The sequence below is a fragment of the Pseudomonas fluorescens genome (genome assembly GCF_902497855.1).
Lineage (GTDB): Bacteria > Pseudomonadota > Gammaproteobacteria > Pseudomonadales > Pseudomonadaceae > Aquipseudomonas > Aquipseudomonas fluorescens_BI.
This window is the reverse complement of record NZ_CABVHU010000019.1, coordinates 37,534-52,602: the sequence shown is the minus strand read 5'-3', so window position 1 is coordinate 52,602 and position 15,069 is coordinate 37,534. Positions and strand designations below refer to the sequence as shown.

Genomic DNA, 15,069 nt, shown 5'->3' with positions numbered 1-15,069 from the left:
CTTTTTTATGCCTCGCCTGTCGGTCACCTACCCCTGTAGGAGCCAGGCTTGCCGGCGAAGAACGCTAACGCGGTACAACAGATACACCGCGGCGCCTGGTTCGCCTGTAGGAGCCAGGCTTGTCGGCGAAGAACGCTAACGCGGTACAACAGATACACCGCGGCGCCTGGTTCGCGGGCAAGCCTCGCTCCTACAAGGGATCAGCGCAAGGCTGCTATGGCGTCCACGGACTCGCGAATCAACGCCGGGCCCTTATAGATGAAGCCGGAATACAGCTGCACCAGGCTCGCTCCTGCCGCGATTTTTTCTGCCGCATGTTTGCCTTCGGTGATGCCACCCACGGCGATGATCGGCAAACGACCCGCCAGCTCCGCCGCCAGCACTTTCACCGTGTGGGTGCTCTTCTCGCGAACCGGTGCGCCGGACAGGCCGCCCGCCTCGTCACCGTACTCCATGCCTTCGACGCCGACACGGCTCAGGGTGGTGTTGGTGGCGATGACCGCGTCCATTCCCGTTTCGATCAACGCTTGCGCGACCTGAACGGTTTCTTCGTCGGTCATGTCCGGTGCAATCTTGATTGCCAACGGGACGTGCTTGCCGTGACGCAACGCCAGTTCCGCGCGACGCGTGGCCAGGTCGGCCAGCAGCTGCTTGAGCGAGTCACCGAACTGCAGGCTGCGCAAGCCCGGGGTGTTCGGCGAGCTGACGTTGACCGTCACGTAGCTGGCGTGGGCGTAGACCTTGTCCAGGCAGATCAGGTAATCGTCGACCGCTCGCTCGACCGGCGTGTCGAAGTTCTTGCCGATATTGATCCCCAGCACGCCTTTGTACTTGGCCGCTGCCACGCGGGCCAACAGGTGATCGACGCCGAGGTTGTTGAACCCCATGCGGTTGATGATCGCCTCGGCTTCGGGCAGACGGAAAATCCGTGGCTTCGGGTTGCCCGGTTGCGAACGCGGGGTGATGGTGCCGATTTCGACAAAGCCGAAACCCAGTTGGGCAAAACCGTCGATGGCCGCGCCATTCTTGTCCAGACCGGCTGCAAGGCCCACCGGATTCGGGAAGTCCAGGCCCATGACGGTCACCGGCATTTTCGCCGGCGCCTTGCACAGCAAGCCGTTGAGGCCCAAACGCCCGCCCGCGCCGATCAGGTCCAGGGACAGATCGTGGGAGGTTTCCGGGGAAAGTTGGAACAACAGCTGACGGGCCAGGTTGTACATGGGCGGCTTTGACTCGATTGGCGGCGAAATGAGGCGGCGATTATAGCCGGGCATCGGGGGTGCAGGCGAGGCACGCCGCAAAAACAGCCGACGATGGCATATGCCTTGCACCGTCACTGGCAATCAGCACCCATGCCAACGGCGGAATGGGTCGAAAGACAAAGGCGTCGTCACTTGGCCTTGCTCGGGCAAGCAGCCGGTACGGCGCTTTTTTATGGAAGGTGTTTGCCCATGATTGAAATTCCAGCCTCCCCACTGGCCTGGGTCCACGGCAGCGATGCCCCGGAAAAGACCGAAATCAACCTCGGCTTCATGGCCCTGAGCGACTGCGCTTCGGTGGTGGTCGCGGCCACCCAGGGTTTCGCCCAGCCCTATGGCCTGACCCTGAACCTCAAGCGCCAGTCGTCGTGGGCCAATCTGCGGGACAAACTGGTCAGTGGTGAACTCGACGCCGCTCACAGCTTGTACGGCTTGATTTATGCGGTTCATTTAGGGATAGGCGGCGTGGCCGCGACCGACATGGCCGTGTTGATGGGCCTGAACCAGAACGGCCAGAGCATCAACCTGTCCCATGGCTTGCAGGCCCTGGGCGTGACCAGTCCTGAAGCACTGGAGCGGCACGTGCACCAAAGTCGCCCAAAACTGACCTTCGCCCAGACGTTTCCCACCGGCACCCACGCCATGTGGCTGTATTACTGGCTGGCCAGCCAGGGCATCCATCCGTTGCACGACGTCGACAGCGTGGTGGTGCCGCCGCCGCAAATGGTCGCGCACCTGCAAGCGGGGCGCATTGACGGTTTCTGCGTCGGCGAACCCTGGTCCGCCAGTGCGGTCAAGCAGAATCTCGGTTTCACCCTGGCGACGACCCAGACCATCTGGCCCGATCACCCGGAAAAAGTCCTCGGCTGCACCCGCACTTTCGTCGAGCAATACCCCAACACCGCGCGGGCGCTGGTGATGGCGATTCTGGAGGCCAGCCGCTTCATCGAAGCCAGCACCGAGAATCGCCGCAGCACCGCTCAATTGCTCAGCGCAGCGCAATACCTGGACGCTCCGCTCGACTGCATCGAACCGCGCTTGCTCGGCGACTATGCCGATGGCCTGGGCAATCGCTGGCAGGACCCGCACGCACTGCGCGTGCACGGCGCAGGCGAGGTCAACTTGCCTTACTTGTCCGACGGCATGTGGTTCATGACCCAATTCCGCCGCTGGGGGTTGTTGCGCGACGATCCGGACTACCTCGCCGTGGCGCGTCAGGTGCAGCAACTAGACTTGTATTCAGAGGCCGCCGCCGCAGTCGGGGTCGCCACCGGGAATCAGTCGATGCGCAGCAGCCAGTTGATCGACGGCAAGGTCTGGGACGGCTCGGACCCTGCCGGCTATGCCCGCAGTTTCAAGCTGCATGCCATGAGCGACAGCTCACCTCTTTTCGCCAGCCGCTGACAGGAGACTGCAAATATGTTGCGAATCCTGCTGATCAACGACACTGCGAAGAAAGTCGGTCGCCTCAAAGCCGCCCTGACCGAAGCCGGGTTCGAGGTGATCGACGAATCAGGCCTGACCATCGACCTGCCCGCGCGCGTCGAAACGGTGCGTCCGGACGTGATCCTGATCGATACCGAGTCACCGAGCCGCGATGTCATGGAGCAAGTGGTGCTTGTAAGCCGCGATCAACCGCGGCCGATCGTGATGTTTACCGACGAGCATGACCCTGACGTGATGCGCCGGGCGATCAAGTCCGGAGTCAGCGCCTACATCGTCGAAGGCATTCACGCACAACGCTTGCAGCCGATTCTCGACGTGGCCATGGCGCGCTTCGAAAGCGACCAGGCCCTGCGTGCGCAACTGCACGCCCGGGACCAGCAACTGGCCGAGCGCAAGCGCATCGAACTGGCCAAGGGACTGCTGATGAAGATGAAGGATTGCAATGAGGAACAGGCCTACACCCTGATGCGCCGCCAGGCCATGAGCCGCCAGCAGAAGCTGATTCAGGTGGCGGAGCAGATCATTGCCATGAGTGAGTTGCTGGGCTGATTCCCCAATGATCGTTCCCACGCGCAGCAAAGGAATGCCGCCATGGACGCTCTGCGTCCGCTTCGAGCTGTGACGCAGAGCGTCACGGGATGCATTCCCACGCGGAGCGTGGGAATGATCATCCCGAATGTGGCACAGATCTCGCTAGGTAATCATCACAGGTAACCAACGGCGGTTGCCCCACCTACGACAAAGACGTCGCTCACCCCATTCGCCCCTGGCGAGTCGGGTGGCGGCGTTTTTTTGTTTTGGCCCCACGGGGCCGGTGGTGCGGCCGAAGACGGCGCCCCACTTGCAAGCTCATGACTCCTTCTCGAGACGACTAACAGCTGAGGTGCGCGATGAATTCAAGCTTCTGGAAATCCGGCCATACCCCGACACTGTTCGCGGCCTTCCTCTATTTCGACCTGAGCTTCATGGTCTGGTACCTGCTCGGTCCGCTCGCCGTGCAGATTGCCACCGACCTGCAACTGACCACCCAGCAACGCGGGCTGGTGGTCGCCACGCCTATCCTGGCCGGGGCCATCCTGCGATTTGTGATGGGCCTGCTGGCTGACCGCCTGTCGCCCAAGACCGCCGGGCTGATCGGCCAGGTGATTGTCATCTGCGCCCTGTTCGTCGCCTGGAAACACGGGATTCACAGCTATGAACAAGCGTTGCTGCTGGGCCTGTTCCTCGGCATGGCCGGCGCGTCCTTCGCCGTTGCGCTGCCGCTGGCCTCGCAGTGGTACCCGCCGCAGCATCAAGGCAAAGCCATGGGCATCGCCGGCGCCGGTAACTCCGGCACTGTGCTCGCAGCCCTGATCGCCCCGGTCCTCGCCGCTTCGTTTGGCTGGAGCAACGTGTTCGGCTTCGCCCTGATTCCGTTGATCCTGACTATCATCACCTTTGCCTGGCTGGCCAAGAACGCCCCTGAACGGCCGAAAGCCAAATCCGTTTCCGACTACTTCAAGGCCTTGGGCGACCGCGACAGCTGGTGGTTCATGTTCTTCTACAGCGTGACCTTCGGTGGTTTCATCGGCCTGGCCAGCGCCCTGCCCGGCTACTTCAACGACCAATACGGCCTGAGCCCGGTGACCGCCGGTTATTACACCGCGGCCTGTGTGTTCGGTGGCAGCCTGATGCGTCCGTTGGGCGGCGCCCTGGCCGACCGTTTCGGCGGGATTCGTACACTGCTGGTGATGTACACCGTGGCCGCGACCTGCATTGCGGCGGTGGGTTTCAATCTGCCGAGTTCCTACGCCGCCCTGGCACTGTTCGTGTGCACCATGCTCGGTCTGGGTGCGGGCAATGGCGCGGTATTCCAGTTGGTTCCGCAGCGCTTCCGTCGGGAGATCGGCGTAATGACCGGTTTGATCGGCATGGCCGGTGGTATCGGTGGTTTCGCGCTGGCGGCCGGCATGGGCGCGATCAAGCAAAGCACCGGCAGTTATCAGATGGCGCTGTGGTTGTTCGCCAGCCTCGGGGTCCTCGCCTGGTTCGGCCTGCACGGGGTGAAACGTCGCTGGAGAACCACCTGGGGTTCGGCTGCCGTCACCGCTGCACGGGTATGAGGGCTGAATGAGCCTGCAACTGAGTTTCGCCGAAGCGAGCGCCATCGGCCCTCGCGAGGAGAACCAGGACGCCCTGCGCCTGGTCACTCCAACGCCGGCGCTGGCGGCGAGCAAGGGTTATCTGTTCGCCATCGCCGACGGCGTCAGCCAGTGCGCCGATGGCGGCCTGGCCGCCCGCTCGACCTTGCAGGCCCTGGCGCTGGACTACTACGCCACCCCGGAAACCTGGGGTGTCGCCCAGGCGCTGGATCGCCTGTTGCTGGCACAGAATCGCTGGCTGCAAGCCAACGGTGGCGGGCAGCCCTTGCTCACCACGGTCAGCGCCCTGGTCATGCGTGGCAGGCGCTTCACCCTGGCCCATGTCGGCGATTGCCGGGTTTATCGCTGGCACGCCAACGCTTTGCAACGGGTCAGCGAGGATCATGTCTGGGACCAACCGGGCATGCAGCATGTACTCAAACGGGCGCTGGGGCTGGATCAGCACCTGGTGCTGGATTTTCTCGATGGCGAATTGCGCGTCAACGAAAGCTTCGTGCTGCTCAGCGATGGTGTCTGGGCCGTGCTGGGCGATACCGCCATTGCGGCGATCCTGCGCGATCAGCCCGATCTGGCCAGCGCCGCGCAGACCTTGGTCAGCGCCGCGCATCTGGCCGGCAGTCAGGACAATGCCAGCGCCTTGCTGGTGCGGGTCGATGCCTTGGGTGAAACCAGTATCGGCGATGCATTGATTCATTTGCAGCAATGGCCGCTGCCGCCTGCGCTCAAACCAGGCCAGACTTTCGAGGGCTGGGAGGTCGAAGGAATACTCGGGCAAAGCCAGCAATCGCTGCTCTATCGGGTTCGCGACGGGCAACAACAGCCCTGGCTATTGAAAACCTTGCCCGGCGCGTTGCGCGACGACCACCTGGCCGGGCAAGCGTTGTTGTCGGAGGAATGGTTTCTCAAGCGCGTGGCCGGACGGCACTTCCCTGAAGTCCACGCCGCCAGCCAGCGTCAGCATTTGTACTACGTGATGCGTGAATATTCGGGATCGACCCTGGCGCAACTACAGGAGAAAGCCGGACCGCTGCCCCTGGCCCAATGGCTGGACCTGGCCGAACGCCTGCTGCGGGCGGTGGGGATGCTGCACCGACGGCAGATTCTCCATCGCGATATCAAGCCGGAGAACCTGCTGCTGGGGGACGACGGTGAGTTGCGCCTGCTGGACTTCGGCCTCGCCTACTGCCCCGGCCTGTCCGAAGACCAGCCCTCTACCCTGCCCGGAACGCCCAGCTACATCGCGCCGGAAGCCTTTGGCGGAGGCACACCGACGCCGCAACAGGATCTGTATGCGGTCGGCGTGACCTTGTATTTCCTGCTCACCGGGCAATATCCCTACGGCGAAATCGAAGCGTTCCAGCGACCGCGATTTGGCGTGCCGGTCAGTGCCAGCCGCTACCGGCCCGACCTGCCGGAATGGATCGCGCAAAGCCTGGAGCGCGCCGTTGCGGCAGATCCGGATCAGCGATTTGAAACGGCGGAAGAATGGTTGCTGCTATTGGAACAGGGCGAACGGCGCAGCTTGAGCGTGCGGCCCAGACCCTTGCTGGAGCGCGAACCGCTGAAGGTCTGGCGGACATTGGCGCTGGTGTCGTTGGTGGTGAATCTGGTGCTGCTGATATTGGTGTTTCGTGGCTAGAAATCGCAGCCTCGTTCCCTGTAGGAGCGAGGTAGCTCGCGAAGGTCGTGAACGATAACGCGTAAAACCAGATGTCCAGCGGCGCCTTTGGCTTTTTCGCGAGCAAGCTCGCTCCTACAGGGAACGAGGTTGCGATTCGTTGGGCTTCTGCCTTAAAACCGGGCGTCTCGCCTTAATTCGGTGCATGAAAATATTGCTGAATCTGCGCAACACCCCTGAAACCGCTGCTTTTCGCCACTTGGCACAACCACTGCATTACCTCTCCCAACCAACATAAAGCCCAACCTTCAACGACGAAGGGTGCGCTGCCCGAGAGAACGGGACAAGGACAAAGGCGTCCTCGCCAGGCAACTGGCGGGATGCCTTTTTTTGTTTGCGCAAAATTTGTCGAGCAAGACCACAAAGCCCTGATGAGGCGGGTCTGAGCTCCCCGGAGAACCTGATGAAAAAACTAAAACTGGTGATGATCGGCAACGGCATGGCCGGGGTGCGCACCCTGGAAGAACTGCTCAAGCTGAGCAACGAGCTGTACGACATCACGGTCTTCGGCGCCGAACCCCATACCAACTACAACCGCATCCTGCTGTCGCCGGTCCTGGCCGGCGAACAGACGTTCGAAGAGATCGTGCTCAACGACCTGGACTGGTACCTGGAAAACAACATCAAGCTGCTGCTCAACCGCAAAGTGGTGGAAATCGACCGGGTCAAACGCCGGGTCATTGCCGAAGACGGCAGCGAAGCCGAATACGATCGCCTGCTGATCGCCACCGGTTCGACCCCGTTCATCCTGCCGATTCCCGGCAACACCTTGCAGGGCGTGATCGGCTACCGCGACATTGCCGACACCCAAGTGATGATCGACACCGCCAAGACCCACAAGCACGCCGTGGTCATCGGCGGCGGCCTGCTCGGCCTGGAAGCCGCGAACGGCCTGATGCTGCGCGGCATGCATGTCACCGTGGTGCACATCGGCGAATGGTTGCTGGAGCGGCAACTGGACAAGACCAGCGGCGAACTGCTGCAAACCGCCCTTGAAGGCCGCGGCCTGCACTTTCGCCTGCGCGAACAGACCCAGGCCCTGCACGACGCCGGCAATGGCCGGGTCGGTTCGGTCGAGTTCAAGAACGGCGACATCATCCCCGCCGACCTGGTGGTGATGGCCGCCGGTATCCGCCCCAGCACCGAACTGGCGGAAAAAGCCGGCATCCCCTGCAACCGCGGGATTCTGGTCAACGATACGATGCAAACCTACGACCCTCGGGTCTACGCCATCGGCGAATGCGCCAGCCACCGCGGAACCGCCTACGGCCTGGTGGCGCCGCTGTTCGAACAGGCCAAGGTCTGCGCCAACCACCTGGCCCAACTGGGTTTCGCCACGTACAAGGGCTCGGTGACCTCGACCAAACTGAAAGTCACCGGCATCGACCTGTTTTCCGCCGGCGACTTCATGGGCGGCGAAGGCACCGAGACCATCACCCTCTCCGACCCGATCGGCGGGGTCTATAAAAAACTGGTGATCAAGGATGACGTGCTGGTCGGCGCCTGCCTGTACGGCGATACGGCAGACGGCGGTTGGTATTTCCGGCAGATTCGTGAGAACCATGCGATCGGCGAAATCCGCGATCACCTGATGTTCGGCGAAAACGCCTTGGGTGACGTAGGACACCAGGGTCAGGACAAGGCCATGAGCATGGCCGACACCGCCGAAGTCTGCGGTTGCAACGGCGTATGCAAAGGCACCATCGTCAAGGCGATTCAGGAACACGGGCTGTTCAGCGTCGACGACGTCAAGAAGCACACCAAGGCCGCCAGCTCCTGCGGCTCCTGCGCCGGCCTGGTGGAACAGATCCTGATCAACACCGTGGGCGGCGCCGCCGACGTCAAGCCCAAGAGCGAAAAAGCCATCTGCGGCTGCAGCGACCTCAACCACGGACAACTCCGCCAGGCCATCCGCGAACAGCATCTGCTGACCATTGCCGGCACCCTGAGCTACCTGAATTGGCGCACCCCGAACGGCTGCGCCACCTGCCGCCCGGCGCTCAACTATTACCTGATTTCCACCTGGCCGGGCGAAGCCAAGGACGATCCGCAGTCGCGCCTGATCAACGAACGCGCCCACGCCAACATTCAGAAAGACGGCACTTACTCGGTGGTGCCGCGGATGTGGGGCGGCGTGACCAACCCCTCGGAGCTGCGGCGCATCGCCGACGTGGCCGACAAGTACAACGTGCCGATGGTCAAGGTCACCGGCGGCCAGCGCATCGACTTGCTGGGGATCAAGAAGCAGGACCTGCCGGGGGTGTGGAAGGATCTCGACATGCCCTCCGGCCATGCCTACGGCAAATCCATCCGCACCGTGAAAACCTGCGTCGGCAGCGAGTTCTGCCGCTTCGGCACCCAGAACTCGACGCAACTGGGGATTGAGCTGGAGCATGACCTGTTCAACATGTGGTCACCGCACAAAGTGAAGCTGGCGGTTTCCGGTTGCCCACGCAACTGCTCGGAAGCCGGCATCAAGGACGTCGGAATTATCGGCGTGGATTCCGGCTGGGAGATGTACATCGGCGGCAACGGCGGGATCAAGACCGAAGTCGCCGAGTTCTTCGTCAAGCTCAAGACCGCCGAAGAAGTGCGCGAATACAACGGCGCCTTCCTGCAGCTCTACCGCGAAGAAGCCTTCTACCTCGAGCGCACCGTGCATTACCTGCAACGGGTCGGCATGGAACACATCAAGAAAGCCGTGCTGGAAGACCCGGAGCGACGCCAGGCACTCAATGCGCGCCTGCAATTCTCCCTGTCGTTCGAACAGGATCCGTGGAAGGAACGTCTGGAACAGCCGCTGCTGAAAAAAGAATTCGAGGTCATCCCCGTGAAGAACCTGGAGGTGCTGGCATGACCTGGCTGGATATCTGCGCACTGGAAGAGATCAATGCCCTGGGCTCGCGGATCATCGCCGGCCCGAAAGGCGACATCGCGATCTTTCGTACCAGCGACGATGAAGTGTTCGCCCTCGACGACCGCTGCCCGCACAAGGGCGGTCCGCTGTCCCAAGGCTTGATCTATGGCAAACGCGTCGCCTGCCCGCTGCATAACTGGCAGATCGACCTGGAAACCGGCGAAGCCCAGGCACCGGACATCGGTTGCGCTCACCACCATGCGGCCCGGGTCGAAAATGGCCGGGTGCTGCTGTCCCTGCGGGAAGCAAGCTAATGAACCATCAGATCACCGCCTCCACCTGCTGTTATTGCGGGGTCGGCTGCGGCGTGCTGATCGAGCATGACGGCGAGCGCATCCTCGGCGTCAGCGGCGATCCGGCCCACCCGGCCAATTTTGGCAAACTGTGCAGCAAGGGCTCGACCCTGCACCTGACCGGCGACCCGGCGGCTCGGGCGTTGTACCCCGAACTGCGTCTGGGCAAAGGCCTGGCCCGCAGCCGTACCGATTGGGACACGGCCCTCGATCATGCCGCCAGCGTCTTCGCCGAAACCATCGCCGAACACGGCCCTGACAGCGTGGCGTTCTACATTTCCGGGCAATTGCTGACCGAGGATTACTACAGTTTCAACAAGCTGGCGCGCGCGCTGGTGGGCACCAACAACATCGACAGTAATTCACGGTTGTGCATGTCTTCGGCGGTGGTCGGTTACAAACGCAGCCTCGGTGCCGACGCTCCGCCCTGCAACTACGAAGATCTGGAATTGAGCGACTGCGTGATGATCGTCGGCAGCAACATGGCCTACGCGCATCCGATCCTGTTTCGTCGCCTGGAAGAAGCCAAATCCCGTCGGCCGCAGATGAAAGTCATCGTCATCGACCCGCGTCGCACCGACACCTGCGATCTGGCTGACCTGCACCTGGCAATACTGCCTGGTACCGACGTCGCGTTGTTCCATGGGATTTTGCACTTGCTGCTGTGGGAAGACTGGGTCGACCGCGATTTCATCAAGGCGCACACCCAGGGCCTGGCCGAATTGAAGAGCCTGGTGCGCGACTACACGCCGCAAATGGTGTCGCAGCTGTGCGGAATCAGCATCGAACAACTGCACCAATGTGCCGAATGGGTCGGCACTTCGCCGAGTTTCCTGTCGTTGTGGTGCATGGGGCTGAACCAGTCCACCGCCGGCAGCGCGAAGAACAGCGCACTGATCAACCTGCACCTGGCCACCGGGCAAATCGGGCGTCCCGGTGCCGGACCTTTCTCGCTGACCGGTCAGCCAAATGCCATGGGCGGACGGGAAACCGGCAGCTTGTCGAACCTGCTGCCAGGCCATCGCGAAGCCGGCAATCCCGAGCATCGAGCGCAAGTGGCAGCCTACTGGGGCGTTGATCAACTGCCGGAACAGACCGGGCTCACCGCCATCGAATTGTTCGAACAGGTTCGCAGCGGCAAAATCAAAGCCCTGTGGATTGCCTGCACCAACCCCGCGCAATCGATGCCGGACCAGAGCGCCGTGCGCGCGGCACTGCAGGCCTGCCCGTTCGTGGTTTTGCAGGAAGCTTTCCGCACCACCGAGACTGCCGCGTTCGCCGATCTGCTGCTGCCGGCCGCCAGCTGGGGTGAAAAAGAGGGCACGGTGACCAACTCCGAGCGGCGTATTTCCCACGTGCGGCAGGCAATCGTCGCACCCGGTGAGACCCGTTCCGACTGGGCGATCACCGTAGATTTCGCACAGCGCCTGGAAAAACATCTGCGTCCAGGGCAGGACAGTCTGTTCGCATTCGACACCCCGTCACAGATTTTCGACGAGTACAAACAACTGACTCGCGGCCGGGACCTGGACCTGTCCGGCATCAGTCATGCGCTGATCGACCGTCTCGGCCCACAGCAATGGCCCTTCCCCGAGGGAGCCAGTGAAGGCACGGCGCGGCTGTACCTGGACGGTGTTTTCCCGACTGCCAGTGGACGTGCGCAGTTTGTCGCCGACCCGTATCGTGCCGCCAAGGAACAACGGGATGCGCGTTTCCCCCTGACCCTGATCACTGGCCGTCTGCGCGACCAATGGCACGGCATGAGCCGCACCGGGACCGCCGCCCAGCTGTTCGGGCACGTCAGCGAAGCCGTGTTGAGCCTGCACCCGGAAGAATTGCGCCGCCATCGCCTGCAACCGGGAGACCTGATCAGCCTGAAAAGTCGTCGGGGTGCGGTGATCGTGCCCGTCGACAGCGATGACAGCGTGCGGCCCGGCCAGGCGTTCCTGCCGATGCATTGGGGCGACCGTTTCCTCAAGGGCGGCGTAAATACGCTGACCCAACCGGCTTTCGATCCCTTGTCGAAACAACCGGAACTCAAGCACAGCGGCGTGCGCCTGGAACCTGTGCACCTGCCGTGGCAGCTGTTCGCCCTCATCGAGGGCAATGTTCAACAGCATTTTGAGACGCTACGACCGCTCTGCGAGGCCTTTTCCTACACGAGCCTGAGCATCGCCGGCCGGGAACGCCCGGCGCTGCTCATACGCGCTGCCAGCGCCGTCGCGCCGGATCCGCAATTGTTGCGTGAGATCGATCGTTGCCTGGAGCTCAACGATGGCCCGGTATTGGCCTACGACGATCCTCGGCGCTCTATCGGCAAACGGGTGCGGATCGAGAATGGCCGGATCACTGCGATTCGCCTGGCCGGAGAAACCCTGGCCCGGCACTGGCTGCAAAACCTGTGGCTGGAAGGTCGCGCCGATGAACAATTGCGACGCTGGTTGCTCGCCCCGCTGAGCGCACCACCAGGCCAGGCCAATGCGTCGACCTCTGGCAGCAAAACCCTGTGCAACTGCATGAACGTGAGCCAAGGCGCGGTCTGTGCCGGCATCGGTCGAGGCCTGGACTTGCAGGGACTGAAACAAGAATTGGGCTGCGGCACGCAATGCGGCTCCTGTGTTCCGGAAATCAAGCGTTTACTGGCCGCCACCGCGCAGCCGGTCGCCGTTGTCTCGTGAGGAAAAACACTATGAGCGCAAAAGTCTGGCTGGTGGGTGCGGGTCCTGGCGACCCGGAATTACTGACCCTCAAAGCGGTACGGGCACTGCGAGAAGCGGATGTGGTGCTGATCGACGACCTGGTCAACGTCGCGGTACTGGAGCATTGCCCCCAGGCGCGGATCATTCCGGTGGGCAAGCGAGGTGGCTGTCGCTCTACGCCCCAGGCGTTCATCCATCGCCTGATGCTGCGTTACGCCCGTCAGGGCAAATGCGTGGTGCGGCTCAAGGGAGGCGATCCGTGCATCTTTGGCCGGGGCGGTGAAGAGGCACAGTGGCTACGTGAACGTGGCGTCGAGGCGGAGCTGGTCAATGGCATCACGGCCGGGCTTGCCGGTGCGACGCAGTGCGATATTCCGTTGACCCTGCGCGGCGTTGCGCGCGGCGTGACGCTGGTCACTGCCCACACCCAGGATGGCAGCAGCCTGAACTGGCAAGCCCTGGCCCAGGGCGGCACGACGCTGGTGATCTACATGGGGGTGGCGAAGCTGAGCGAGATCCGCGAGCAATTGCTGGCCGGCGGAATGGCGGCGGACATGCCGGTGGCGATGATTGAAAACGCATCCCTGCCGCATCAGCGGGAATGTCGCAGTGACCTGACGGCCATGGAGGAAGATGCCTGTGCTTTTGAATTGAAGAGCCCGGCGATCCTGGTGATCGGCGCTGTGGCAGGCCCTGATCATCGTAGGAGCGAGCTTGCTCGCGATGAACCTGAGAACATCGCGGGGTGTCAGTCTGGCAGCGTTATCGTTGACGACCATCGTCGGAACGCCGCCCGGAGCTAGCTCGCTCCTACAAGTAACGCCAGAACTCAAATCGCAGACGAAAAAAAGCCCGGCCTAAGCCGGGCTTTTCAGAGCTGCGAGCTAATTACTTAGCTTGAGCTTCAACCTGCGCTTCTACGCGACGGTTTACAGCACGGCCAGCGTCAGTAGCGTTGTCGGCAACTGGGCGGGATTCGCCGTAGCCAACAGACTGAACGCGGGACGATTCAACACCGTACTGGTTGGTCAGAACTTGCTTAACGGCGTTTGCACGACGCTCGGACAGTTTCTGGTTGTAAGCGTCAGGACCGACGGAGTCAGTGTGACCTTCAACAGTGGTGCTGGTCGATGGGTACTGCTTCATGAAGTCAGCGAGGTTCTTGATGTCGCCGTAGCTGTTAGGCTTGACTACCGACTTGTCGAAGTCGAACTTCACGTCCAGCTCAACACGAACAACTTCAGCAACTGCCGGGCAGCCATCAGCGTCAACAGTTACGTTGGCTGGGGTATCCGGGCACTTGTCAACGTTGTCGCACACGCCATCGTTGTCGCTGTCGGAGCAGACTTCAGCCGGTGCTGGAACTGGAGCAGCAGCAGGCTTGGAGCCGCCACCGAAGTTCACACCGATACCGACGCTTGGAGCCCACTCGGTGTCGCCCTGGTCGATGTTGTATTGAGCTTCAACGCCAGCACGGGCGTAGAAGTTCTCGGTGAAGTACAGCTTGGCACCGCCGCCAACGTTGGCGAAGGTGGAACGGTTGCGACCGTTCGAGCCGTTCTGATCAATGCTCTGATCGGAGAAGCCAGCCGAGACGTACGGACGGACCATGTCGCCTGGGTTGTTGAAGTGGTACAGAGCGTCCAGAGCGGTGTTGGCGCCCTTGATGTTCTGGCCGGAGTCAGAACGAACGTTGTGCACTTCGTCGTAAGCCAGACGCAGTTCAACGTCGTCGGTCAGGAAGTAACCTACGGAACCGCCGAACAGGTTGCCGTTGTTCTTGAAGTTACGAGCGCTGTCGAATTGTTCTTTCTTTGCGAAGCCTTCGATTTCAACTGCGCCTTGGCCTTGTGCCAGAGCGCCGAACGAAGTGGCGGCAATCAAAGAACCAATGGCCAAGCCCAAGGTGTTTTTCAGTTTCATCCGTTAAATCCCCATCTGGTGATTGTGAAGCAGTCCCGCAAACCGGGGGACAACTCGGCGGCAAGTCTATCAGAACTTGCCTACACGTAAGAGATATTTGCGCTGAACTAAGTTTCAGCAACGCCTGCAAATTTCTCACGCAATTTGTCTAGAGCACGTTTGTAACGCATTTTTGTCGCACTCAAACCCATGTGCATGATGTCTGCGATCTCCTGAAATTCCAGCTCTGCGACAAATCGTAGCACCAGGATTTCACGGTCGATCGGGTTCACATACACCAACCAGCGATCAAGTCCACCCTTTTCCTCGGGTTTCGGCGCCTTTTCTTCAGACGCTTCCTCGAGGGGGTCCAGACTCAAAGCGTCCATCAAGCGACGCTTTCGCCGTTCTTTCCGATACTGCGTGATGCATTCGTTGTACGTGATGCTATATAGCCATGTCTTGAACTTCGATTTGCCCTCGAAGTTCTTCAACCCATACAACACCTTCAACATCACTTCCTGACAGACATCGTCTGCGTCGCGATCGTTCCCAAGATACCGTGCACAGACGTTAAATAATGTTCTCTGGTAACGCCGCATCAGTTCTTCATAGGCGCGCGTTACGTGAAACAGCTCGGTGTGCGAGCGCGCGACCAACTCCTCATCAGAGAGCTCGCGGGGGTCGTAGCGCGTGGAGAGCGATTGAGCTTTATTCAAAACAAGTCAGGGCCG

General features: G+C 61.5%; 11 protein-coding genes. 8 read left to right on the top strand and 3 right to left on the bottom strand.

The features are described from left to right. Positions 1 to 200 precede the first annotated feature (200 nt). Positions 201 to 1,220, bottom strand: coding sequence for a quinone-dependent dihydroorotate dehydrogenase (locus F8N96_RS28940; protein ID WP_150800695.1), 1,020 nt, complete (start codon positions 1,218 to 1,220; stop codon positions 201 to 203). Positions 1,221 to 1,451: 231 nt separating this feature from the next. On the opposite strand from F8N96_RS28940, the gene F8N96_RS28935 reads away from it, so the two are divergent. The 8 genes from F8N96_RS28935 (at position 1,452) to cobA (ending at position 13,236) form a co-directional block, all read left to right on the top strand. Next, positions 1,452 to 2,663 (top strand): CmpA/NrtA family ABC transporter substrate-binding protein, encoded by a 1,212-nt coding sequence (locus tag F8N96_RS28935; RefSeq protein ID WP_150800694.1) that lies wholly within the window; start codon positions 1,452 to 1,454, stop codon positions 2,661 to 2,663. Positions 2,664 to 2,678: 15 nt separating this feature from the next. Further along, positions 2,679 to 3,254 (top strand): ANTAR domain-containing response regulator, encoded by a 576-nt coding sequence (locus F8N96_RS28930; protein ID WP_064678876.1) that lies wholly within the window; start codon positions 2,679 to 2,681, stop codon positions 3,252 to 3,254. Between the two features lie 341 nt (positions 3,255 to 3,595). Further along, complete coding sequence (locus F8N96_RS28925) at positions 3,596 to 4,807, top strand: nitrate/nitrite transporter (RefSeq protein ID WP_150800693.1); 1,212 nt, start codon at positions 3,596 to 3,598, stop codon at positions 4,805 to 4,807. Positions 4,808 to 4,814: 7 nt separating this feature from the next. After that, positions 4,815 to 6,485 (top strand): bifunctional protein-serine/threonine kinase/phosphatase, encoded by a 1,671-nt coding sequence (locus F8N96_RS28920; protein ID WP_150800692.1) that lies wholly within the window; start codon positions 4,815 to 4,817, stop codon positions 6,483 to 6,485. Positions 6,486 to 6,927: 442 nt separating this feature from the next. Then, a complete protein-coding gene (gene nirB, locus F8N96_RS28915) occupies positions 6,928 to 9,381 on the top strand; it encodes a nitrite reductase large subunit NirB (RefSeq protein ID WP_150800691.1) in 2,454 nt (817 codons plus the stop codon). Beyond that, positions 9,378 to 9,695 (top strand): nitrite reductase small subunit NirD, encoded by a 318-nt coding sequence (gene nirD, locus F8N96_RS28910; RefSeq protein ID WP_064678880.1) that lies wholly within the window; start codon positions 9,378 to 9,380, stop codon positions 9,693 to 9,695. Before nirB ends, nirD begins: the two co-directional genes overlap by 4 nt. Then, a complete protein-coding gene (locus tag F8N96_RS28905) occupies positions 9,695 to 12,412 on the top strand; it encodes a nitrate reductase (protein ID WP_150800690.1) in 2,718 nt (905 codons plus the stop codon). The genes nirD and F8N96_RS28905 overlap by 1 nt, the downstream gene beginning before the upstream one ends. Before the next feature lie 11 nt (positions 12,413 to 12,423). Then, a complete protein-coding gene (gene cobA / locus F8N96_RS28900) occupies positions 12,424 to 13,236 on the top strand; it encodes a uroporphyrinogen-III C-methyltransferase (RefSeq protein WP_150800689.1) in 813 nt (270 codons plus the stop codon). 85 nt (positions 13,237 to 13,321) lie between these two features. Here cobA and F8N96_RS28895 read toward each other — a convergent pair whose 3' ends face one another. Next, on the bottom strand, positions 13,322 to 14,356 hold the full coding sequence (locus tag F8N96_RS28895) for an OmpA family protein (protein ID WP_150800688.1): 1,035 nt from the start codon (positions 14,354 to 14,356) through the stop codon (positions 13,322 to 13,324). A 107-nt stretch (positions 14,357 to 14,463) separates the two neighbouring features. After that, positions 14,464 to 15,054 (bottom strand): RNA polymerase sigma factor SigX, encoded by a 591-nt coding sequence (gene sigX, locus F8N96_RS28890; protein WP_064678884.1) that lies wholly within the window; start codon positions 15,052 to 15,054, stop codon positions 14,464 to 14,466. Positions 15,055 to 15,069 lie beyond the last annotated feature (15 nt).

What these genes read in the sequence shown, in the direction of transcription:
- nirD (WP_064678880.1), top strand. Translation starts at nt 9,378, where the DNA reads ATGACCTGGCTGGATATCTGCGCACTGGAAGAGATCAATGCCCTGGGC.
- F8N96_RS28935 (WP_150800694.1), top strand. Translation starts at nt 1,452, where the DNA reads ATGATTGAAATTCCAGCCTCCCCACTGGCCTGGGTCCACGGCAGCGAT.
- nirB (WP_150800691.1), top strand. Translation starts at nt 6,928, where the DNA reads ATGAAAAAACTAAAACTGGTGATGATCGGCAACGGCATGGCCGGGGTG.
- F8N96_RS28905 (WP_150800690.1), top strand. Translation starts at nt 9,695, where the DNA reads ATGAACCATCAGATCACCGCCTCCACCTGCTGTTATTGCGGGGTCGGC.
- F8N96_RS28940 (WP_150800695.1), bottom strand. Translation starts at nt 1,220, where the DNA reads ATGTACAACCTGGCCCGTCAGCTGTTGTTCCAACTTTCCCCGGAAACC.
- F8N96_RS28925 (WP_150800693.1), top strand. Translation starts at nt 3,596, where the DNA reads ATGAATTCAAGCTTCTGGAAATCCGGCCATACCCCGACACTGTTCGCG.
- cobA (WP_150800689.1), top strand. Translation starts at nt 12,424, where the DNA reads ATGAGCGCAAAAGTCTGGCTGGTGGGTGCGGGTCCTGGCGACCCGGAA.
- F8N96_RS28920 (WP_150800692.1), top strand. Translation starts at nt 4,815, where the DNA reads ATGAGCCTGCAACTGAGTTTCGCCGAAGCGAGCGCCATCGGCCCTCGC.
- F8N96_RS28930 (WP_064678876.1), top strand. Translation starts at nt 2,679, where the DNA reads ATGTTGCGAATCCTGCTGATCAACGACACTGCGAAGAAAGTCGGTCGC.
- F8N96_RS28895 (WP_150800688.1), bottom strand. Translation starts at nt 14,356, where the DNA reads ATGAAACTGAAAAACACCTTGGGCTTGGCCATTGGTTCTTTGATTGCC.